18 protein-coding genes are annotated in these 20705 nt (G+C 62.3%); 3 read left to right on the top strand and 15 right to left on the bottom strand.

Annotation, left to right across the window (positions count from 1 at the left end; all coding sequences use genetic code 11):
* Positions 1-16: 16 nt before the first annotated feature.
* Positions 17-1315, bottom strand: coding sequence for an adenylosuccinate synthase (locus tag AC0C6X_RS15630; protein WP_173520466.1), 1299 nt, complete (start codon positions 1313-1315; stop codon positions 17-19).
* 204 nt (positions 1316-1519) lie between these two features.
* On the opposite strand from AC0C6X_RS15630, the gene AC0C6X_RS15635 reads away from it, so the two are divergent.
* Positions 1520-2401 carry a DMT family transporter gene (locus AC0C6X_RS15635; RefSeq protein ID WP_472953914.1) on the top strand — a complete coding sequence of 294 codons (882 nt, stop codon included), beginning with the start codon at positions 1520-1522 and terminating at the stop codon, positions 2399-2401.
* 127 nt (positions 2402-2528) lie between these two features.
* On the opposite strand, the gene AC0C6X_RS15640 is transcribed toward AC0C6X_RS15635, so the two are convergent.
* The 14 genes from AC0C6X_RS15640 to tolQ form a co-directional block, all read right to left on the bottom strand.
* Positions 2529-3035, bottom strand: a complete 507-nt coding sequence (locus tag AC0C6X_RS15640) for a GNAT family N-acetyltransferase (protein WP_472953916.1) — start codon at positions 3033-3035, stop codon at positions 2529-2531.
* Between the two features lie 118 nt (positions 3036-3153).
* The gene (gene serA / locus AC0C6X_RS15645; protein WP_173520463.1) at positions 3154-4749 is read right to left on the bottom strand and encodes a phosphoglycerate dehydrogenase; all 1596 of its coding nucleotides are present in this window, start codon (positions 4747-4749) and stop codon (positions 3154-3156) included.
* A gap of 137 nt (positions 4750-4886) precedes the next feature.
* The gene (locus AC0C6X_RS15650; protein WP_472953917.1) at positions 4887-6065 is read right to left on the bottom strand and encodes a phosphoserine transaminase; all 1179 of its coding nucleotides are present in this window, start codon (positions 6063-6065) and stop codon (positions 4887-4889) included.
* A gap of 212 nt (positions 6066-6277) precedes the next feature.
* Positions 6278-7117: an outer membrane protein gene (locus tag AC0C6X_RS15655; RefSeq protein WP_472953919.1), complete on the bottom strand. Its 840-nt coding sequence runs from the start codon at positions 7115-7117 to the stop codon at positions 6278-6280.
* Between the two features lie 188 nt (positions 7118-7305).
* Entirely contained in the window at positions 7306-8130 is an 825-nt protein-coding gene (locus AC0C6X_RS15660; RefSeq protein ID WP_173520460.1) for an outer membrane protein, read from the bottom strand.
* Positions 8131-8514: 384 nt separating this feature from the next.
* A complete protein-coding gene (gene glmM, locus AC0C6X_RS15665; RefSeq protein WP_173520459.1) occupies positions 8515-9867 on the bottom strand; it encodes a phosphoglucosamine mutase in 1353 nt (450 codons plus the stop codon).
* Between the two features lie 313 nt (positions 9868-10180).
* Positions 10181-12124, bottom strand: a complete 1944-nt coding sequence (gene ftsH, locus AC0C6X_RS15670) for an ATP-dependent zinc metalloprotease FtsH (protein ID WP_173520458.1) — start codon at positions 12122-12124, stop codon at positions 10181-10183.
* Between the two features lie 101 nt (positions 12125-12225).
* Entirely contained in the window at positions 12226-13542 is a 1317-nt protein-coding gene (gene tilS / locus AC0C6X_RS15675) for a tRNA lysidine(34) synthetase TilS (RefSeq protein WP_472953923.1), read from the bottom strand.
* A gap of 13 nt (positions 13543-13555) precedes the next feature.
* Positions 13556-14590: a tol-pal system protein YbgF gene (gene ybgF / locus AC0C6X_RS15680; RefSeq protein WP_173520456.1), complete on the bottom strand. Its 1035-nt coding sequence runs from the start codon at positions 14588-14590 to the stop codon at positions 13556-13558.
* 259 nt (positions 14591-14849) lie between these two features.
* The gene (gene pal, locus AC0C6X_RS15685) at positions 14850-15383 is read right to left on the bottom strand and encodes a peptidoglycan-associated lipoprotein Pal (RefSeq protein WP_173520455.1); all 534 of its coding nucleotides are present in this window, start codon (positions 15381-15383) and stop codon (positions 14850-14852) included.
* Positions 15384-15565: 182 nt separating this feature from the next.
* Entirely contained in the window at positions 15566-16876 is a 1311-nt protein-coding gene (gene tolB, locus AC0C6X_RS15690) for a Tol-Pal system beta propeller repeat protein TolB (RefSeq protein WP_247959756.1), read from the bottom strand.
* A 78-nt stretch (positions 16877-16954) separates the two neighbouring features.
* Positions 16955-18034 (bottom strand): hypothetical protein, encoded by a 1080-nt coding sequence (locus AC0C6X_RS15695; protein WP_247959757.1) that lies wholly within the window; start codon positions 18032-18034, stop codon positions 16955-16957.
* Between the two features lie 9 nt (positions 18035-18043).
* Positions 18044-18496 (bottom strand): protein TolR, encoded by a 453-nt coding sequence (gene tolR, locus AC0C6X_RS15700; RefSeq protein ID WP_173520452.1) that lies wholly within the window; start codon positions 18494-18496, stop codon positions 18044-18046.
* 26 nt (positions 18497-18522) lie between these two features.
* The gene (tolQ, locus tag AC0C6X_RS15705) at positions 18523-19245 is read right to left on the bottom strand and encodes a protein TolQ (protein WP_173520451.1); all 723 of its coding nucleotides are present in this window, start codon (positions 19243-19245) and stop codon (positions 18523-18525) included.
* A 97-nt stretch (positions 19246-19342) separates the two neighbouring features.
* Here tolQ and AC0C6X_RS15710 point away from each other — a divergent pair, with 97 nt between their 5' ends.
* Positions 19343-19849, top strand: a complete 507-nt coding sequence (locus AC0C6X_RS15710; RefSeq protein WP_432704710.1) for a hypothetical protein — start codon at positions 19343-19345, stop codon at positions 19847-19849.
* Positions 19849-20697, top strand: a complete 849-nt coding sequence (ku, locus tag AC0C6X_RS15715; protein WP_173520450.1) for a non-homologous end joining protein Ku — start codon at positions 19849-19851, stop codon at positions 20695-20697. The genes AC0C6X_RS15710 and ku overlap by 1 nt, the downstream gene beginning before the upstream one ends.
* The last annotated feature ends 8 nt before the right edge of the window (positions 20698-20705 follow it).

Raw genomic sequence — 20705 nt, forward strand, 5'->3', positions numbered from 1 at the left:
TGTCATTTCGCCGACACTAGTCCTCAAAGGGGTCCGTCACAAGTATTGTGTCGTCCCGTTCGGGGCTGGTCGAAAGAAGAGCGACCGGCGCACCGATCAGTTCTTCGACCTGACGAACGTATTTGATCGCTTGCGCCGGAAGATCTGCCCAGCTGCGTGCGCCGACCGTCGATTCCTTCCAGCCTTCGAGTGTAATATAGACTGGCTTTGCCGAAGCTTGCTGCGCCTGGCTTGCCGGCAGGTGGTCGATCTGCTGTCCATCCAGAGTATAACCGACGCAGATCTTCAGCTCGTCGAGACCATCGAGCACGTCGAGCTTGGTGAGCGCGATGCCGGTGATGCCATTGGCGGCAACCGACTGGCGCACCAGTGCCGCGTCGAACCAGCCGCAGCGGCGCTTGCGCCCCGTCACCGTACCGAATTCATGCCCCTTTTCACCGAGGAACTGACCGATTTCATCGGTGAGCTCGGTCGGGAACGGGCCCTCACCGACGCGCGTCGTGTAGGCCTTGGTGATGCCGAGGATATAGCCGAGCGAACCCGGGCCCATGCCCGAGCCTGCCGCGGCCTGGCCGGCAACGGTGTTCGACGAGGTGACGAACGGATAGGTGCCGTGGTCGATGTCGAGCAGCGTCCCCTGCGCGCCTTCGAACAGGATGCGCGCGCCCTTGCGGCGGGCCTTGTCGAGCAGCACCCAGACGGTGTCCATGAACGGCAGCACCTTGGCGGCGACAGAGGAAAGCTCCTGCATGATCGCCTCGTGGCTGATTTCCGCTTCACCGAGACCGCGGCGCAGCGCGTTGTGGTGCGTCAGCAGGCGGTCGACCTTGGCCGGCAGGGTATCGAGGTCGGCGAGGTCCATGACGCGGATGGCGCGGCGGCCGACCTTGTCTTCATAGGCCGGGCCGATGCCGCGGCGCGTCGTGCCGATCTTGGTGCCGCTGTTGGAGGCCGCATCTTCGCGGATGCCATCAAGCTCGCGGTGCAGCGACAGGATCAGCGTGGCGTTGTCGGCGATGCGCAGATTGTCCGGCGTGATCGCAATACCCTGCTTGCTGAGCTTGTCGATTTCGGCAATTAGCGCATGCGGGTCGATGACGACGCCGTTGCCGATGACGGCAAGCTTGCCGGGACGGACAACGCCGGAAGGCAGGAGCGACAGCTTGTAGCTGACGCCGTCGATCACCAGGGTATGGCCGGCATTGTGACCGCCCTGAAAGCGCACGACGATATCCGCGCGTTCGGAGAGCCAATCCACAATCTTGCCTTTGCCTTCGTCACCCCATTGGGAGCCGACCACTACGACATTCGTCATAATTCTCTTCCTGTGCAGGCGCGCAAACGAGGCTGCGCTGTTCTCAAACCCGCGCATCTATACTGTGTTGTCATCCGGAAAGCGACCCCGTTATATAAGGCGTTCCGCCCTTTTTGCATGACAAGGCCGGGATTTAGCGCCTATATCTTCGTCTCTCCCGCCATCCCGGCAACAGGTCCCCATCCCCGCACAGGTCCGAGCATCGTGAATTCCAGAGCCTATGTCTATCTCTGCGTCACCGCACTTTTCTGGGGCGGCAATTCCGTCGCCGGCAAGATGGCGGTCGGGCACGTGAGCCCGATGATGCTGACGACCCTGCGCTGGGTCTTTGCGCTGGTCGTCATCCTGGTGCTGATGACGCCGCAGATCCGTCGCGACCGGGACAAGATCCGCAAGCACTGGCTGCAACTGCTCGCATATGGCGCGATCGGCTTCACCACCTTCAACGCCCTGCTCTATTCGGCGCTGAAATATACGAGCGCCATCAACGCCGTCATCCTTCAGGCCGGCATTCCGATGCTGATCTTCCTGTTCAACTTCATGCTGTTCCGCACGAAGGCATCGATCGCCCAGGTGATCGGCTTCACCGTTACCCTGATCGGCGTATTGGTGACGGCAGCCCACGGCGACATTTCGAGCCTGTTGACGCTCGAGTTCAATTTCGGCGACGCGCTGATGATCGCCGCCTGCGTGGTCTATGCCGGCTACACCGTGGCACTGCGCTACAAGCCGGTCATGCACTGGCAGAGCTTCATTGCCGCGCCTGCGTTCGGCGCACTCATCAGCGCCGTGCCGCTGCTGTTCTGGGAAATCAGCAGCGGCACGGCGATCGTGCCGGATACCACCGGCTGGATCATCGTTCTCTATGCCGCGATCTTCCCGTCACTGATGTCACAGGTGCTCTATGTTCGCGGCGTCGAGATGATCGGCGCCAACCGGGCGGGTCTCTTCATCAATGCGATTCCCGTTTTCGGAACGCTTCTTTCCGTGTTGCTGATCGGCGAGACCTTCCGCCTTTTCCATCTTGTCGCCCTCCTGCTGGTGCTTGGCGGCATCGCCATTGCCGAGAGGGGTCGCCCGCACTGACGAGCCCTCGCGCCTGCCGGGCAAAGGTCGCGCGATGCAATTGCTGGAGGTCGGGAGGCGATCCGGGCCTTGGTCGCAGAGGATGTTCCTATCGCCTTCTCCTCGGGGGCCAAGGCATTTTCATCTATCAGACGAGAAGCCGCTCCATATAGAGCGCTTCCTCACCATAGCTTGAGAGCTTCAGCGCCAGCCGCTCGTCCATGCGCACCTCAAACCCCTGTCTTTCCCAAAACCCGCGGGATCCGTTGACGGAGACGAGCGACATCGACCGGAACCCTTCTGTCTTGGCGACATCCTCGAGCATCGGAAGAACTCCGCCCCCTGCTCCGGAGCCACGCATCTCGGGGAGAAGTGCCAGATCGTGGATGTACCAGGTGTCGGCGGCATCAGGAATTTCGCCAAGCATGGTATTCAGCGACGGTGGCGCGCCTCTGAGCCAGGGATGGCTCAACACGTAACCCCGCGACTGCCCGTCCGCGTCCAGCATGAAGCAACCGGCTGGGCTCAAGGCGATGCGATCGGCAAGCACGGCATCATCCTCGGGGAACGCCTGGTGAACCACAAGCTGGATCTCCGATACGGAAACGAGGTCAGGCAGGCTTGCCTCGCGCCGGCGGAACGTCATTTCGGTCATTTCTCGTCACATGCTCTGAAACAGGAAAACGCACCGGCGGTCACCGGTGCGTCCTCGACATGTCCCGTGATTGGGGTCGACGAAGCGGCGGATCTTGCTGCCGCTTCCCGTGCTGGTTTCAATCGATGTTGAAGACCAGCGGCTTTGCCTGGCGAATTGCCTTGTTGGCGCGCAGCTTGTCAAGCACGGTCTCGGAAACGGCAGCGTCGACATAGAGCAGAGCGATCGCGTCGCCGCCTTCCTTCTCGCGGCCGAGCTGGAAGTTGGCGATGTTGACGCCGGCATCGCCCAGCGTCATGCCGATGAAGCCGATCATGCCGGGAACGTCGGTGTTGGTGATGTAGACCATGTGGCTGCCGACATCCGCATCGAGGTTGATGCCCTTGATCTGGATGAAGCGCGGCTTGCCGTCGGAGAACACGGTACCGGCGACCGAGCGCGTCTGATTCGCCGTCGTCACCGTCAGCTTGATGTAGCCGTCGAAGACGCCGGTCTTGTCACGCTTGACCTCGGAGAGGATGATGCCCTTTTCCTTGATCATGACCGGCGCCGAAACCATGTTGACGTCGGCGACCTGCGGCCGGATCAGGCCGGCGAGCACCGCGCTCGTCAGCGCCTTGGTGTTCATGCCGGCGGTCGAGCCGTCATAGAGGATCTCGATTTCCTTGATCGCGCTTTCGGTGACCTGGCCGACGAAGGCGCCGAGAACGTCGGCAAGCCGGATGAACGGCTTGAGGATCGGCGCTTCTTCGGCGGTTATCGACGGCATGTTGATGGCGTTGGAGACGGCACCCTTGACCAGGTAGTCCGACATCTGCTCGGCCACCTGCAGGGCGACATTCTCCTGCGCTTCCGTAGTCGAAGCGCCGAGATGCGGCGTGCAGACGACGTTCGGCAGGCCGAAGAGGGGGCTTTCCGTCGCAGGTTCGACCTCGAAGACGTCGAAGCCGGCGCCGGCGACATGACCCGACTTGATCGCTTCGGCAAGCGCCTTCTCGTCGACCAGACCGCCGCGGGCGCAGTTGATGATGCGCACGCCCGGCTTCGTCTTGGCGATCGCTTCGGCGCTCAGGATGTTGCGCGTCTTGTCGGTCAGCGGCACGTGCAGCGTGATGAAATCGGCGTGCGCGAGCAGCTCATCGAGCTCGACCTTGGTAACGCCCATTTCCTCGGCGCGCTCCTTGGAGAGGAACGGGTCGTAGGCGAGCACGTGCATCTTCAGGCCGATGGCGCGCGAGCAGACGATCGAGCCGATATTGCCGGCACCTATGACGCCGAGCGTCTTGCCGGTGATCTCGACGCCCATGAAGCGCGACTTCTCCCACTTGCCGGCCTGGGTCGAGGTATCGGCCGCCGGAAGCTGGCGGGCAACGGCAAAGAGCAGCGCGATCGCATGTTCGGCGGTCGTGATCGAGTTACCGAAAGGCGTGTTCATCACGATGATACCGCGGCGCGAAGCGGCCGGAATGTCGACGTTGTCGACGCCGATGCCGGCGCGGCCGATAACCTTGAGGTTGGTCGCAGCCGCGATCAGCTTTTCCGTCGCCTTGGTGGCCGAGCGGATCGCAAGACCGTCGTAGTTGCCGATGATTTCGGCGAGCTTGTCCTTGTCCTTGCCGAGCTTCGGCTGGAAATCGACTTCGACGCCGCGGTCGCGGAAGATCTGGACGGCGGTTTCCGACAGTTCGTCGGATACGAGAACGCGAGGTGCCATGAGAGGCCTCCTTACTTAGAGATCAGGTCTGAATAGGAATGCGGATAGCCGGCCTCGCCCCCTCCCCGGGAGCGAAGCGGATCACTTTCATCTGTGCGGGACGCGGGCAGAGTACATTTTCCTCACCCCGCTCCGGATCAGGCCGCGGCCTGCGTCAATGTCGCCTTCTGGGTCTCGAAGGCCCAGGTAAGCCACGGCATCAGCGCTTTCATGTCGGCGGCCTCGATGGTAGCGCCGGCCCAGATGCGAAGACCGGACGGCGCATCGCGGTAGTGGCCGATGTCGAAGGCGACGCCTTCCTTCTCGAGGAGCGCAACCACGCCCTTGGCGAAGGCGGCCTGACCGTCGGCGTCGAGCGCCAAAACGTCCTTGTCGACGATCTTCAGGCAGACCGAGGTGTTGGAGCGGGTCTCGTCCTTGACCGCCAGGTTGGCGATCCAGTCATTGGCGGCGATGAAGTCGAAGATCACCTGCGCATTGGCATCGGCGCGGGCCATCAGGCCCTTGAGCCCGCCGACCTGCTCAGCCCAGAGCAGCGCGTCGATATAGTCCTCGACGCAGAGCATCGACGGCGTGTTGATCGTCTCGCCGGAGAAGATGCCCTCGATCAGCTTGCCGCCCGAGGTCATGCGGAAGATCTTCGGCAGCGGCCAGGCCGGCACGTAGGTGAGCAGGCGCTCGACGGCGCGCGGCGACAGGATGATGACGCCATGGGCGCCCTCGCCGCCAAGGACCTTCTGCCAGGAGAAGGTGACGACGTCGAGCTTGGCGAAGTCGAGGTTCTGCGCGAAGGCGGCCGAGGTCGCGTCGCAGATCGTCAGGCCCTTGCGGTCGGCGGGGATGAAATCGGCGTTCGGCACGCGCACGCCGGAGGTCGTGCCGTTCCAGGTGAAGACCACGTCGCGGTCGAAATCGACCTTGGAAAGATCGGGCAGCTCGCCGTAGCCGGCTTCGAACTTGCGAACGTCGGCAAGCTTCAGCTGCTTGACCACATCGGTCACCCAGCCGGCGCCGAAGCTTTCCCAGGCAAGCATATCGACGCCGCGCTGTCCCAGCAGCGACCAAAGCGCCATTTCGACGGCGCCGGTATCGGAAGCGGGCACGATACCGATACGGTAGTCGGCCGGCACTTCGAGAATGTCACGGGTAAGATCGATGGCCTGCTTCAGCTTCGTCTTGCCGATCTTGGCACGGTGCGAACGACCGAGCGGAGCATCGGAGAGAGCATCGAGCGTCCAGCCAGGGCGCTTCGAGCAAGGACCAGAGGAGAAATGGGTATTGTTCGGACGGAGGTCCGGCTGTGCAGGCTTTGCCATGTGCTATCCTTCCAGATAGATAGCCCTTCGTTGGGGAAGGGTGTCCCGCCGTCGTCGATATTGTGGCCGGGACCGGAAGTCAAGCGCCTTTGTCGCAATCGAGAAAATTTATGGCGTCGCAGGCAACATCTGAAAAGCCTGAGCAAGGCCAGCCGATCGATTGTCAAAGGCGACGCCCTTCTTGCGCCGCCGTCCGCACCGGTTTCGAGAGATCAGAAGGAGAAGCGCAAGCCCGCCCGGATTTCGTGGCGCGACAGCCCGTCGTCGAAGCCCTTGTCGCCGCTGGCGCCAACAAGCGCCTCGGCGCCGAAGCCGAACATCTCGCCATCGGCGACATGCGAATAGCGATAACCGACATCGAGTTTCAGCTGTTCGCTGAGATCATAGGAAACGCCAGCCATCAGCGCGTAGGTGAATCGCCAACTGTCGCGCCCCTCGTAGGCGGTCGCAGTGGGCGCGCCGCCGACGCAAGCGCCGCCGCCGGCCACACAAGTGGCCCTTTCGATTGCGCTGTCCCAGTTGAGGCGTGTCGCACCGATGCCGCCGCCGACATAGGGCGTGAAACCCGCAAGCGTGCCGAAATCCAGATAGGCGTTCGCCATTAGCCCAAGAGCCGAATAGCCGGCACCGGTCGATAAAGCACAGGACGTGCCGGCCCCCTGCCCCGCGCAAGGACTTGCCGACGACGACGAACCGCTGAACCGGCCCTCGAAATATTCGGCCGTCAGGTCGGCGCGGAACGTATCGGTGAGCTGGTAGCCGATGCCGAGCGAACCGGAGAACGGTTTGTCAAAACGGGCATTGTCGAAGGAGACGCTGTCATAGGTCAGCGTTCCCGCATCGAAGGTCCGGTAATAGGGGTCGCCTTCTCCGCGCCAGGGCGCATAGCCGATATCGCCACGCAGGTAAATCGCACTGGTGCCGGCCGCTTCCTTCTCGATGGTGATCTCCGGGGCATTCAGAAGATCCTCGTCTGCCGCCAGCGCCGAACCGGAAAGTAGCAGCAGGCCGGCACCAAAAGCGGCTCCGCAGAACCCGTTTCGCCAATCCATGCCCATGCCCTTTCACCACTGCTATCCGTGCGGGATGGAGCCATGCCGTCGCCGCTTCGTTCAGCGTTAACTATTGCAGCGACTGGTTAACCCACGGTTAACCATACTCGTTAGGAAACGGGCAAAGATTGGCGGCCACGAAAAAGGCCACCCGCAGGTGGCCTTGGTGCTTGTCGGATACTGTCGGATTATTTGTAGACGATCGGCGGCGGCTCGTAAGGAACTTCGCAGGTGTTGCCGAAGGAGTAGCGCAGACCGGCGCGCGCCTCGTGGATGTAGAAGCCATCGTCGAAACCCGGTCCGCCGCCATTGGCGTAACCGAACATGTCGCCGTCATCGACCTGGCGGAAGCGATAGCCGATATCGGCCTTCAGGTTGCAGGTCAGGTCGATCGCTGTACCGGCCATGAGGGCGTAGGTGAAGCGCCAGCTATCCTCGCCGCCGTGATTGGTCGTCGGGTCGCATGCCGTGGGATCGGCGACACTGCAGCTGGTGTTGCGCAGTCCGTCCCAGCTCACGCGCGTGGCACCGATACCGGCACCGACGTAGGGCGTGAAGGCGCCATAGGTGCCGATGTCGACATAGGCGTTGGCCATCAGGCTCCAGGCCGAGACCGAGCTTATGTCACGCGACACGCAAGGACCTGCAACCGTCCCGCAGCCGCCGCTGGTCGAGCCGACGAAGTCGCCGTTGCCCCAGTAGTCGGCCGTGATGTCGGCACGGAGATAATTGTTGAACTGGTAACCGACACCGCCGCCGATCACCCAAGAATCATCGATATCGGCGGAGTCGAAATCCGCGATCGAGCCGCTCGGCCCCCCCTGGTAGAAATTTGCGCCGCGCAGATGATTCCAGGCGTAACCGACGTCGCCGCGCAGGTACCAGCCGCTGGTCTGGATGACCTCGACGGGCTGCTCCGGCACCGGCTCCATAGGCGGTTGGTAGACATCCGCAGCAAAAGCTGCCGTGCCGCTGAGCAAAATAGCAACAACGCCACTCAAAATTCTCTTCATGGCCCACTCCAATACATTCCGTTGCTTGGTTCACCATGAAACCGGTGCCCAAATCCCGATGTTGGTTATGGATAATGAGGAGGAAAGGTTAAGTTCCGATTAACTACAAACGTTTACCGAGATTGTTAAGAAAGCAGCCTATTCTTACGGTTGTTGTGCCGCATTACTGTCCGTCTTCGAGTTCCCTTAAGGTACAGCTAAATAAATCGGCAAGACAATGTACTAGCTCGCCCCTGAAAAGACAGGAACGCTCACCGCTTGAAAATCCGGTGCTGGGATGGCCTCGTGAGATGCTTTGGCCTTCGGCGACGGTAGCCGACAGCAGGACAAAAAAGAGGCCGATGCATCGCACCGGCCCTGGAGGGAAATCAGTCGCTGAATACTTCAGGCAGCATTGCGGACGCTGCCGATGACATTGACCAGCTCATCGACAATACGTTCGACCTGCCCGCGGTCGTCGCCTTCCGCCATCACACGGATCAGCGGTTCGGTGCCGGAGGGCCGGATCAGCAGGCGGCCGGACTTCGCAAGCTCTGCCTCCGCATCGGCGATCGCCTGGCGTACCGCCGTATCTTCGAGTGGCTTGCCGGCAGAAATACGAACATTCTTCAGCACCTGCGGCACCGGCTCGAACCGGTGGCACACCTCGCTCACCGCCTTGCCCTGACGCTTGACGACCGCAAGGATCTGCAGAGCGGCGACAAGACCATCACCCGTCGTGCCGAAATCGGAGAGCACGATGTGGCCCGACTGTTCACCACCCACGTTCAAGCCATCCTGGCGCATCTGCTCGACGACATAACGGTCGCCGACCTTCGTGCGCCGCAGATCGATGCCGCGCCCTTTCAGATAGCGCTCGAGCCCAAGATTGGACATGACGGTCGCGGCAACGGCGCCGCCACGCAGCATGCCGTCTTCGGCCCAGCTGTCGGCGATCACCGCCATCAGCTGGTCGCCGTCAATCACCGTGCCGTTCTCATCGACGATCAGCACACGATCGGCATCGCCATCAAGCGCAATGCCGATATCGGCGCGCACTTCGTGGACCTTTTTCGACAGCGTCACGGGATGGGTGGAGCCGCAATCGAGATTAATGTTGAGGCCGTTCGGTTCCGTCCCGATGGTGACGACTTCCGCGCCCAGCTCCCAAAGCGCCGTCGGCGCCACCTTGTAGGCCGCACCATTGGCGCAGTCGACAGCGATGCGCAGGCCCTGGAGCGTGACGTCGCGCGGCAGCGTGCGCTTTGCGTGCTCCAGATAGCGATAGATGTCACCATCGACGCGCTTCGCCCGGCCGATGTCTTCAGACTTTGCCAGTTGCCCCGAGAGGTCCTGATCGAGCAGCGCCTCGATCTTCTCTTCGATATCGTCGGAAAGCTTGTAGCCGTCAGGACCGAAAAGCTTGATGCCGTTGTCTTGGAAGGGGTTGTGCGAGGCGGAGATCATCACGCCGATATCGGCGCGCAGCGACCGCGTGAGCATGGCGACGCCCGGCGTCGGGATCGGCCCGAGCAGGAAGACGTCGAGACCTGCAGCCGTAAAGCCCGCCACCATGGCGTTTTCGAGCATATAGCCCGAAAGACGGGTATCCTTGCCGATCACCACCCGGTGACGGTGGGCTCCGTTGCGAAAGATCGTACCGACCGCAATGCCGACCCGCATCGCCAGATCCGGCGTCATCGGAAACATGTTGGACTGGCCGCGGATACCGTCGGTGCCGAAATACTTTCGCTTCATAAAAACTCCATCGTTCTGCCGGGTCAGGGCCGGTTTGGCCAGCTCCGCCTGTCTGCGTTTTGCGCGACTGGGTTTCATTGACCGAACCTCATTCATCTCTTGGATGCCGTCTGCTTGGCGATCGGCATTCCGTTCAAGGGCAGCCATCGCAAACACGTCGTGTCTTCTTTGACACAAAAGCGCAGCAAGCGGCAGCGAGCCTAACATCAGAAATCATTACATCCCGTTACCAAATGCCAGAGGCCGAGAGGCAACGAAAAGCCGCCGTTCCACTTAAGGAGCGGCGGCTCGGATACATTGCCGACCGTGCCGGCTATTGCGGCTGCGGCTCGAATCCACCTTCGGATTCTTCGCCCTTGTTGCTCGCCGGGCCCTCCTTCTTGGAACCTGCTGAAGGAACGGCCGAGCCACGATGCGGTGGCGTGTCGTCGCCAAGGTCGCGTGCCGGCTTTTCGCCGCGGATCAGCGCCTTGATCTCATCACCCGTCAGGGTTTCGTATTCGAGCAGGCCTTCGGCAAGCGCCACGAATTCGTGGTTCTTCTCGGTCAGGATCCTGCGCGCCGTCTCATAGGCCTCGTCGATCAGGCGACGGATTTCGTTGTCGATCTTCTGAGCCGTCGCTTCGGAAACGTTCTTCTGCTGCGCGACGGAGTGGCCAAGGAAGACTTCCTGCTGGTTCTCGCCGTAGGAAACCTGGCCGAGCTGATCGGAGAAGCCCCATTGCGTCACCATCGCACGGGCAAGCTTCGTTGCCTGCTCGATATCCGACGATGCGCCCGAGGTGATGTTCTCCTTGCCGAAGGTCAGCTCTTCGGCAACGCGTCCGCCCATCATGATGGCAAGGCGCGAGACCATCCACTTGTAGCTCATCGAGTAGCGGTCGCCTTCGGGCAACTGCATGACCATGCCAAGCGCCCGTCCGCGCGGAATGATCGTCGCCTTGTGCAGCGGATCGGCCGAGGGAACGTTGAGCGCCAGGATCGCGTGACCGGCTTCGTGATAGGCCGTCAGCTTCTTCTCGGCTTCGGTCATGGCCGAGGAGCGACGCTCCGCACCCATCATGATCTTGTCCTTGGCATCCTCGAACTCGAGCATGGTGACAAGACGCTTGTTGCGGCGGGCGGCCATCAGCGCCGCCTCGTTGACGAGGTTCATGAGATCGGCGCCGGAGAAACCGGGCGTACCGCGTGCGAGCACCTTGAGGTCGACGTTCGGCGCCAGCGGCACGTTGCGTACGTGCACCTTGAGGATGCGTTCGCGGCCGTTGATATCCGGGTTCGGCACGACGACCTGGCGGTCGAAGCGGCCTGGACGCAGCAGTGCAGGGTCGAGAACGTCGGGACGGTTGGTCGCCGCGATCAGGATGATGCCTTCATTGGCTTCGAAGCCGTCCATCTCGACCAGCAACTGGTTGAGCGTCTGCTCGCGCTCGTCGTTGCCGCCGCCGAGACCGGCGCCACGATGGCGGCCGACGGCGTCGATTTCGTCGATGAAGATGATGCAGGGCGCATTCTTCTTCGCCTGCTCGAACATGTCGCGCACACGGCTGGCGCCAACGCCGACGAACATTTCGACGAAGTCGGAACCGGAGATGGTGAAGAACGGCACGTTGGCTTCGCCGGCAACGGAGCGTGCAAGCAGCGTCTTACCGGTACCGGGAGGGCCGACGAGCAGCACGCCGCGTGGAATGCGGCCGCCAAGGCGCTGGAACTTCTGCGGATCGCGCAGGAATTCGACGATTTCTTCGAGGTCCTGCTTGGCTTCGTCGACGCCGGCGACGTCGTCAAAGGTGACGCGGCCATGCGCTTCCGTCAGCAGCTTGGCCTTGGACTTGCCGAAGCCCATGGCTCCACGCGAGCCGCCCTGCATTTGGCGCATGAAGAACAGCCAGACGCCGAGGATCAGAAGCATCGGGAGGAGCGTACCGATGTAGCTCAGGAAGCCGGACGAGCCGTCGGTTTCCGGGCGAACCGTGACCGTCACGTCCTTGGCTTCGAGGCGCTCGGTCAGCGCCGTATCGACGGATGGCGCGTAGGTCTGGAAGGTGGCGCCGCTTTCGGAATAGCTGCCGATCACTTTCGGGCCGGTGATCACGACTTCCTTGACACGGCTCGCATCCACGTCCTTGAGGAATTGCGAGAACGGAATCTCGCGCGAGCCGGTGCGCTCCGTCGGCTGCTGGAACATGCTGAACAACGCGATCAGCAGAAGCGCTATGATTGCCCAAAGGGCAAGATTACGAAAATTAGGGTTCATCGAACTCCCCGGAACCTGTCACGACCCACGCATTTCGCCGGGTCGCTGTCTTGCTCCCTAACATAGGGTTCTGGCGACGCATTGCCAAGGCAAACCGCCGTCTACCATTCCATTTCTGTCAATAGACCGTGAACCGGTGGCGGCAGGTAAGGCTGGCGTCCGAACAATCCGGCGATCCTGTCTGCCATGATCCTGTCGAAACCCGGCAAAAAGGTGTCGTAGAGACCGATCCTCGGCTCGATTGTGACAGGTGCGACACTTTTGACGTCGTCGCGGACGATGCGTGGCGCCGACAGCGACGCTCGACCCGCAACGCCCGGTGGCAAACCTGCGGCAATAAGTCTCTGCTGTTGTGGTCCGCGGCCGCCTTCCACCGTCACCATGAGGGGACCATCGCCATCGTTGCGGATCAGGAAACGTCCGTCCCAGACAGCAGTTTGCCCTGCCTGCAAGGTCAGGTCCTCGATGCCGCGCGCCTCCCGATAAAGATAAAGGCCGGTCGAGCGCCGATCGAAGACGACGCGTCCCGCGGTCAGCCGGCCCGGTGTCCCCTGCTCCAGGGCGTTCACCAACCGCTCGACAGTCCCGGCCGCCGGCAGATGTGCGCGGCCGCCGAGGACGGTCGCCAGCGTCAGCAGCGCCCGTTGCCAGTCGATGTCCCGGCCTTGATCTGCCATCGCAGGAGGGATTTGCGCGACCAACCCCGCATGCACCCTTACGTGCCGCGCGAGCAGGGCGGCTGCAACTGCCGACGATCGCGCCCGCGATCGGGCATCCCAGACGCCGCCACCGGTCGCTGGCGATGACGCCAGCGAGGCCCGCGCACGTACCCGCTCGAAGCGAGGGTTCGCGTTGCTCGGATCGTCGAACCAGCCGACATTCCTGGCCTCGAGAAAGGCGCGAATGGCGCTGCGTTCGACCGCGAGGAAGGGTCTGAACACCCAGATGCGACGGTCATAGAGCGTGGCCGCCGCCATGCCCGCGGCACCGGGTCCCTCCCGCCGCCGTGCGCGCATCAGGATCGTCTCTCGCTGGTCGTCGAGCGTGTGGCCGGTGACGATCGAGGATGCTTCGAAGCGTTGCGCAGCCCCCGCCAGTAATGCGTAGCGCGCCGCGCGCGCCGCCGCCTGAATGCCGGTTCCGGGCTTCGGCCCGTCCCATCGGGTGGTGAGATGCGGCACACCCAGGCTCTCGCAAAACGACGCGACACCGCGCGCCTCTTCGGCCGATTCCGGCCTCAACGCATGATCGACCGTGCAGGCGGCCAGGGAAAATTCTGTGGGCTTGGTTGCCTCGATCGCTTCTTTGAGAGCGAGAAGCAGTCCCTTCGAGTCGCTCCCGCCGGAGACGGCCACGAGGATGCGTGCTGGTCTATCGAAGGAGGCAAGAAATCGTTTCGCCGTTTCGACAACGGCCATTGGCGGGTGGGCCTCAGCAGCCAAAGCGGCTCTGCTCGCTCGTCACCTTTGCCTTTACCGCCGGCGAAGCCTTCGGGTAGCGCTTGTTGACCTCGCGCAGCGTCGCGCAGGCGGTTTCCTTGTTGTCGAGCGCACCGAGCGACATTCCGAGCTTCAGCAGCATCTCCGGCGCCTTCGGCGACTTGCCGTGGGCCTGGTGCGCATTCAGGAAGGTCTTGGCCGCGTCGCTGTACTTGCCCTGCGAGTATTGCGCCTCGCCCAGCCAGAAGCTGGCATCGGCCGCCTTGTCGCCCTGCGGAAACGCCGCCAGATAGTCGCCGAATTCCTGCTCCGCCGTGCTGTAGTCGCCGGAAAGAACATGGCCGTAAGCCGACTGGTAGAGATCGCCGGGGTTGTCGAGCGAGGCCGTCTGCTGGCTGCCAGGGTTGCTGTTGAGGCCACCATCGTCGGCGGGCAGTCCGGCACCGGTGTCGACGCCCGGAGGTGTGGCGTTCGAGCCGGGTTGAGCATCGGTCGTGGCAGCAACCGGATTGCCGTTCTGGTCGAAGACGATCTGACCGAGCGTGGTCGGCGCCGCGCCGCCGGAACCCTGGTCACCACTCGACGGGAGCCCGGAGGACGCCATGTCATTGCCCCCGCCGGCCGGTGCCATTGTCTGGCTATCCGTCACCCCGGGGGTGACGGACGCCTGATCGCTGGTCTTCGGCGTCTGCAACGCGCCGCTCTTCTTCGGGGAGGCCTTGCCGCTTTCCAGGTCCTGGAAGCGGAATTCGTTGTCCTCCTGGAACTTCCGGATCTGCTCCTGCATCTGCAGGAGCTGGAAGCTCATTTCCTCGATACGCCCGTTGAGCGAGCGGATCTGTTCCTCAAGCTGGCCAATCCGTGCGGTCTCGGCCGACTGCACCTTCACCACGGGCAGGTTTTGCGCACTGGTTTGGGTTTCAGTCGTTCGGGCCAGCAGCCCTGAAAGCGGCATGGCGTTCGCTGTCTGGCCCAGGCCCACAAGGGCCGTCAGACCGATCAGTCCCGCCACGACAAATTTCTTCATTTCATTTGTCCTGTTCGAATACCGGTTGTCCCACCCTTGATTCGGGGCCCGCAATACATCTCGCCGAGTCAACTGGGTGATTGCCGCACAGTTTTCCAATTGCCCTGAAAAAGCAACGGAGTTCGGCCAAAGTGTGGTAAAAAAGCAAAGGGCGGCTGAGAGCCGCCCCTATATTTTAGCAGTTCGTGATTTCGGGAACACGCTTGTGTTCCCCGGAACATGTCATGCGACCCGACCGAGCCAAGCTCGGTCGTGAGATTTACATGCCGGCGCCACCGAGGACGGTGACTGCACGACGGTTCTGCGACCAGCACGAAATGTCGTCGCAGACGGCGACCGGCTTTTCCTTGCCGTAGGAAATCGTCTTCATGCGGTTCGCCGGAACACCCTGGCTGATGAGGTAATCGCGGGTGGCGGCAGCACGGCGGGCGCCGAGTGCAAGGTTGTATTCGCGCGTGCCGCGTTCGTCCGCATGGCCTTCGATCGTGATCGCGTAGTTCGGATATTTGGCGAGCCACTGGGCCTGGCGGGCGAGCGTCTGCTGCGCGTCGGCACGGATCGAGGTGGAGTCGGTGTCGAAGAAGATGCGGTCGCCGACATTGACGGTGAAGTCCTGCTGCGAACCCGGCGTTGCAGCGCCAGCGCCGCCGAGGCCGAGCTCGTTGGCGTTGTTCGGCAGGTTCTTCTTCGATGCACAGCCAGCGATGGCAAGCGTCATGACCAGGGCGATCATGACCGGGTTGCGAGCGATGGTCTGCATGCGGCCTGCGGCCGGGGTGTCAATTCGGCTCATACGCCGGTCTCCTTGGAAGTGTCTGAATTCACGGTTGCCAGACTGTAACCGGAAGCGGTTAATCGCTTTTCAACAGTTATGGTTAACAAATCGATAATTTCGGTTCGGCGCCTGCTAGACCAGCACTTTGCGGCGAGAAAGCGGCATCATTGCCACATTTTCCCGCCGCATATTGGATCAGCCTACTCGAGCAGCGGCGACCAGGCCGGGTCGGAGGCGAAGCCCTGCGTCGGGATCGCCTGCTCGTTGTAGCCGCTCAGATCGATCGAATAGAGCTGCGGACCGCCGGCACCGGCGTTCTGTCGGAAGAACATCAGCACGCGGCCATTCGGCGCCCAGGTCGGGCCTTCGTTGTGGAAGCCCGTGGTCAGGATGCGTTCGCCCGAACCGTCGGTCTTCATCACGCCGATCGAGAACTTGCCACCCGACTGCTTGGTGAAGGCGATGAGGTCGCCACGCGGAGACCAGACCGGCGTCGAGTAGGAGCCGTCGCCGAAGGAGATGCGGCGCTGGCCGGAGCCGTCGGCGCCCATGACGTAGATCTGCTGGCGGCCGCCGCGGTCGCTTTCAAAGGCGATCTGGCTGCCGTCGGGCGAATAGGACGGCGCCGTGTCGATCGCTGCGGTGTTGGTGAGGCGCGTCGTCGTGCGCGAGCGCAGGTCCATCGTGTAGATGTTGGCATTACCGTCCTGCTGAAGGCTCATGATGACGCGCTGGCCATCCGGCGAGAAGCGCGGCGAGAAGGTCATGCCGGGGAAGTTGCCGACGACTTCACGCTGTCCGGTTTCGAGCTGCAGCAGATAGACGCGCGGCTGCTGGTTTTCGAACGACATGTAAGTGACTTCCTGGCGGTTCGGCGAGAAGCGCGGGGTCAGAACGATGTCGTTGGAATTGGTGAGCGCACGGGCATTGAAGCCGTCCTGGTCCATGATCGCCAGCTGACGCTTGCGCGCCGTCTTCGGGCCGCTTTCGGCGACATAGACGACGCGGGTGTCGAAATAGCCCTTTTCACCGGTAACGCGCTCATAGATGGCATCGGCGATGATGTGGGCGACGCGGCGCCAGTTTTCCGGCTGGGTGAAGAACTGCTGGCCGGTCATCTGCTGGGCACCGAACGTATCCCACAGGCGGAACTCGGCCTTCAGCCTGCCATCGCCTTCCTGCGTCACGCGGCCGGTGACGAGCGCCTGCGCATTGATGACCTTCCAGTCCTCGAAGCGCGGCGTGGCGTCAGGATTACTGATCTTTTCGATGAAGGCGCTCTTGTTGATCGGCGCGAACAGACCCGACCGCTTCAGGTCGGCGGCGACCACGTCCGAGATCTTCTGACCGAGCTCGCCCTGAAGGAAGTCGGTGATCGCGATCGGCAGGGGCTCGACGTTACCCTTGTTGATGTTGATTTCGACGACGGCGTTCGCCGGCGTTGCCGCCACGAAGGCGACGAACATGCCCGCGGCCACCATCAGGGCACGGAAAAGAGAGACCTTGATCATTGAGACAAGCCTTTCAGCTTAATACGAAGGGTTTGTGCGGTGTGTTGGCTATCCGGCATGGGTTCCAATCCCGGCAGCTCAGAGTGCGAATTCCGAGGGGTCGAAGTTCAGCACGAGGGTATTCCATCCTTTTTCGCCATCATATTTTTCAGGTGGCAGGTTCTGTAGCGGCGACGAGCGGCGGAGCGCACGCAGCGTGCTGCTTTCGACAGCGCGACGCGTTCCTTCAGGTCCGCCGGTTGCCGTCACTTCCGGCGTGCCGACGATGTTGCCTGCCGGATCCAGCTGGACCTTGATCGTCACCCGGACTTCCTGAACGCCGGTGAGACCTGGTGTCAGCGACCAGTTGCCCTGGATCTGACCCTTCACGCCGTCGATCTCGTTGGCGCTGAGGCCCACACCGATCGTCTTCTTGCCGCCGAGAGCCGCCTCTTGCGTAGAGCGCTTGGCGCCACCGGCGGACGGGTCCTGCCGGTTGAGCAGGGCGGCAATCTCGTCGGCGTCGAACTTGCTTTCTTCAGTGGACGCCGCCTTCTTCTGTTCCTTCGGCGTTGCCTCGTTCTTGCGTTCAGGCGTCTTGGCACTCTGGGCCGGCTTTTCGACCTTGGGCTTTGCGGCCGGGGTCGGCACCTTTTCGGGCAGCGCTTCGGCTTCCGGGTTTTCAGCCGGCTTTTCTTCGGCGGGCGCCGGGTCGGGCTTCGTCTCCGGCTTCACTTCCTGCTTCGGTTCCGGCAGGGCTGCGACCTCGGTCGCCGGTTCGGAAGCAGGCTTGGTCTCCTCGACCTTCTTGATTTCCTGCTCGACCGGATCGGGCGTCGGCTCGGGCTTTTCGTTCTTTTGCGGCGAGGCCTGGGCTTCGCTCTTCGACGGCTTGGCGTTCGGCGTCGGCGGCGTCTTCAGGTCGGTGTCGTTGTCGCCGACGTTCTCGGCCGGCTGGTTCGTCTCCGGACGCTTGGTCGGAACCGGAGACGAGGTCTCCTTCTTCGGCGCCTTCTTGTCGCCCTGCTGAACCTGGGTCATTTCCGAATAGGGAACGATGTCGACAGGCAAAGCCTCGACGTCGGCGACCTGGAAGTCAGCCGGGCTGCCAAGCGACACCAGCGCCCAGGTCAAGACCATGGCGTGGAGGACAGCAGATGTAGCGAGACTGCCCTTCATCGTGGACGATCACTTTTCCTGTTCTTGCAGCGTGACGAGGCCGAGATTCTTGAAGCCTGCGGCGGAGATGCGGGCCATGACCTTCATGACCGTGCCGTAGTCGGCATTGGTGTCGCCGCGCACATAGATGCGCTCGTTGTAGCCGGTGGTGGCGATCGCCTCGAGCTTCGGCACGACTTCATCGATCGCGATCGGCGTTTCCTGCAGGTAGATCTCACCGGAAGGATTGACCGAGACGGTGATCGGCTGCGTATCGGAATTGAGCGCCTTCGCTTGCGTTTCCGGCAGGTCGATCGGCACGCCGACCGTCATCATCGGCGCCGCCACCATGAAGATGATCAACAGCACGAGCATGACGTCGACGAAAGGCGTGACGTTGATCTCGCTCATCACGGCCTTCTTGCCGCCGCGGCGGCGACGTCCGCCGCCCGAACCCTTGGCTCCGCCAACCGACATACCCATCAGCGTGGTCTCCGTATCTCTGGCGATTATTGCGCGGCCTGGCGCGGGCTCTGCAGCTTCTCGTCGATCTGCCGCGACAGGATGGCCGAGAACTCGTCGGCAAATCCTTCCATGCGTGCCGACAGCTTGCCGGCGTCGGCCGAAAACTTGTTGTAGGCGATAACCGCCGGGATAGCGGCGAGCAGGCCGATCGCGGTGGCGAGCAGCGCTTCGGCGATACCGGGCGCCACGACCGCGAGGTTGGTCGACTTCGAGCCGGCGATCGCCTGGAACGAAGTCATGATACCGACGACCGTACCGAAGAGGCCAATGAAGGGTGCGGCCGAACCGATGGTTGCGAGCGAACCGAGACGCGCTTCAAGCGATTCCGATTCACGGGCGAGCGTCACGTCCATGGCGCGGTCGATACGCATCTGCAGGCCGATCGGCGACCGGGCGCCGCGCTCGAAGCTCTTCTTCCACTCGCGCATGGCGGAAACGAAGATCGCCCCCATTCCGGCGGTCTGCCTGTCGGCCAGAGTCCGGTAGAGCTCTTCCAGCGACTGGCCGGACCAGAACACCTGCTCGAAGTTGTCGAGCTGACGGCGCACGCGACCGTAGTTCAGCGTCTTGTCGACAACGATCGCCCAGGTCCACACCGAGGCGGAAATCAGCCCCAGCATGACCAGCTTCACGACAAAGCCCGCCTGCATGAACAGCGACCAGAGGGTCACGTCGTGCGTCGCAGCGGCCAATCCAACCTGTTCCATCGTCTTCAGTCCCCGAATCCAAACACCCGGCAAGAGCGGCTCATGCTCGTGACCGGGTAGCCCAAACGTCCTGTTTGCAAGAATGCCCGGCACCGCCGTGGATCGCACCATCGCGACCTTAATTAGCTTTAGGTTGCCTTCTTGCCGTCAATTTTGGTCAAAGGATGACGTGCACTGCACAAATCCTGATGCAGTGATTAAGACACCATTATGGTTAAACAACCGTTACCGTACTGTGTCTTTGCAGTATCACCTGCCGGCCGGAACTTACCTTGGCCGGGCACGTTTCTTCGGCATGGGCCAGCAGACGACACGACAGCGCGACAAACGATCTTCCTCGCCGCATTTTGATCCGCGGGACCGGTTGATCCTTGCCCTTTATGCCGAGCTCAAGGCCGAGCGGGAGACGCGGGCCGCATTGGAGGACGCTCTCGCCCATGGCGTGCTGTCGACTGATGTCCTGCAGGCGATCATTTCCGACCCGATCCCGGTCGTCACCGGCGAGGACATCGCCCATATCGAGCGGGCTTTGGCCCAGGACAGGTCGCGATCGGCCATAGTCGAAGATACGCCGAGCATTCGGCGCCTGCGTGGAGGCCGGTGATGGCGGCGCGCGCCCTATGGAAGGGGCAGCTTCGGCTCTCACTGGTGTCGATTCCCATCGAGCTCTTCAGCGCCACCCGCGCCAGCGCAAAGGTGGCTTTCCGCCAGATCCACGAGCCCTCCGGCAAGCCGGTGCACCACGCAAAGGTCGTCGAAGGCGTTGGTCCGGTCGACACGAACGATATCGTCAAGGGATACGAGTACGAGCCCGGCAAATACGTGCTGCTCGAGCCGGAGGAAGTGGACTCCATCAAGCTCGAGACGAAAAAGACCCTCGAACTCGTGCAGTTCGTCGGCGCCTGCGACATCTCGCCGATCTACTTCGACAAGCCCTACTACGTCGTGCCTGCCGACGATCTCGCCGAAGACGCCTACCGTGTGGTTCGCGATGCTCTGAGAGCCGCGTCGAAGATCGGGCTTGGCCAGTTGACGTTGCGCGGCCGCGAATACCTGGTTGCGGTCCGGCCCTGCGGCGATGGCCTGCTGCTCGAGACGCTGAGATATGCCGATGAATTGAGAAAGGCGGAGCCGATGTTTTCCGACATCTCCGGCAAGAAAGCGGAAAAAGACCTGTTGGACGTCGCAACGGCGCTCATCGATCGCAAAACCGCGCCCTTCGACGCCGCCGCATTCAAGGACAATTACACCGCGGCACTCACCGAACTCGTCAAGCGCAAGATGAAGGGGAAGTCGAACCGCGTTTCCGTCGATGAGGACGAGCGTCCCGAACGCCGCGGCGACAATGTCGTCGATCTGATGTCGGCGCTGAAGCAGAGCCTTGAAGCAGGTGACGGGAAGAAGCCGGCAAAGTCCAAACCGGCGCCGTCTCGCCAGCGCAAATCCGCGTGAGGTGAAGC

Source organism: Ensifer sp. VA4 (assembly GCF_055710065.1).

What these genes read in the sequence shown, in the direction of transcription:
- AC0C6X_RS15630 (WP_173520466.1), bottom strand. Translation starts at nt 1,315, where the DNA reads ATGACGAATGTCGTAGTGGTCGGCTCCCAATGGGGTGACGAAGGCAAA.
- AC0C6X_RS15650 (WP_472953917.1), bottom strand. Translation starts at nt 6,065, where the DNA reads ATGGCAAAGCCTGCACAGCCGGACCTCCGTCCGAACAATACCCATTTC.
- tolR (WP_173520452.1), bottom strand. Translation starts at nt 18,496, where the DNA reads ATGGGTATGTCGGTTGGCGGAGCCAAGGGTTCGGGCGGCGGACGTCGC.
- AC0C6X_RS15660 (WP_173520460.1), bottom strand. Translation starts at nt 8,130, where the DNA reads ATGAAGAGAATTTTGAGTGGCGTTGTTGCTATTTTGCTCAGCGGCACG.
- tilS (WP_472953923.1), bottom strand. Translation starts at nt 13,542, where the DNA reads ATGGCCGTTGTCGAAACGGCGAAACGATTTCTTGCCTCCTTCGATAGA.
- serA (WP_173520463.1), bottom strand. Translation starts at nt 4,749, where the DNA reads ATGGCACCTCGCGTTCTCGTATCCGACGAACTGTCGGAAACCGCCGTC.
- ftsH (WP_173520458.1), bottom strand. Translation starts at nt 12,124, where the DNA reads ATGAACCCTAATTTTCGTAATCTTGCCCTTTGGGCAATCATAGCGCTT.
- ybgF (WP_173520456.1), bottom strand. Translation starts at nt 14,590, where the DNA reads ATGAAGAAATTTGTCGTGGCGGGACTGATCGGTCTGACGGCCCTTGTG.
- AC0C6X_RS15640 (WP_472953916.1), bottom strand. Translation starts at nt 3,035, where the DNA reads ATGACCGAAATGACGTTCCGCCGGCGCGAGGCAAGCCTGCCTGACCTC.
- tolQ (WP_173520451.1), bottom strand. Translation starts at nt 19,245, where the DNA reads ATGGAACAGGTTGGATTGGCCGCTGCGACGCACGACGTGACCCTCTGG.
- AC0C6X_RS15655 (WP_472953919.1), bottom strand. Translation starts at nt 7,117, where the DNA reads ATGGATTGGCGAAACGGGTTCTGCGGAGCCGCTTTTGGTGCCGGCCTG.
- glmM (WP_173520459.1), bottom strand. Translation starts at nt 9,867, where the DNA reads ATGAAGCGAAAGTATTTCGGCACCGACGGTATCCGCGGCCAGTCCAAC.
- ku (WP_173520450.1), top strand. Translation starts at nt 19,849, where the DNA reads ATGGCGGCGCGCGCCCTATGGAAGGGGCAGCTTCGGCTCTCACTGGTG.
- AC0C6X_RS15695 (WP_247959757.1), bottom strand. Translation starts at nt 18,034, where the DNA reads ATGAAGGGCAGTCTCGCTACATCTGCTGTCCTCCACGCCATGGTCTTG.
- tolB (WP_247959756.1), bottom strand. Translation starts at nt 16,876, where the DNA reads ATGATCAAGGTCTCTCTTTTCCGTGCCCTGATGGTGGCCGCGGGCATG.
- pal (WP_173520455.1), bottom strand. Translation starts at nt 15,383, where the DNA reads ATGAGCCGAATTGACACCCCGGCCGCAGGCCGCATGCAGACCATCGCT.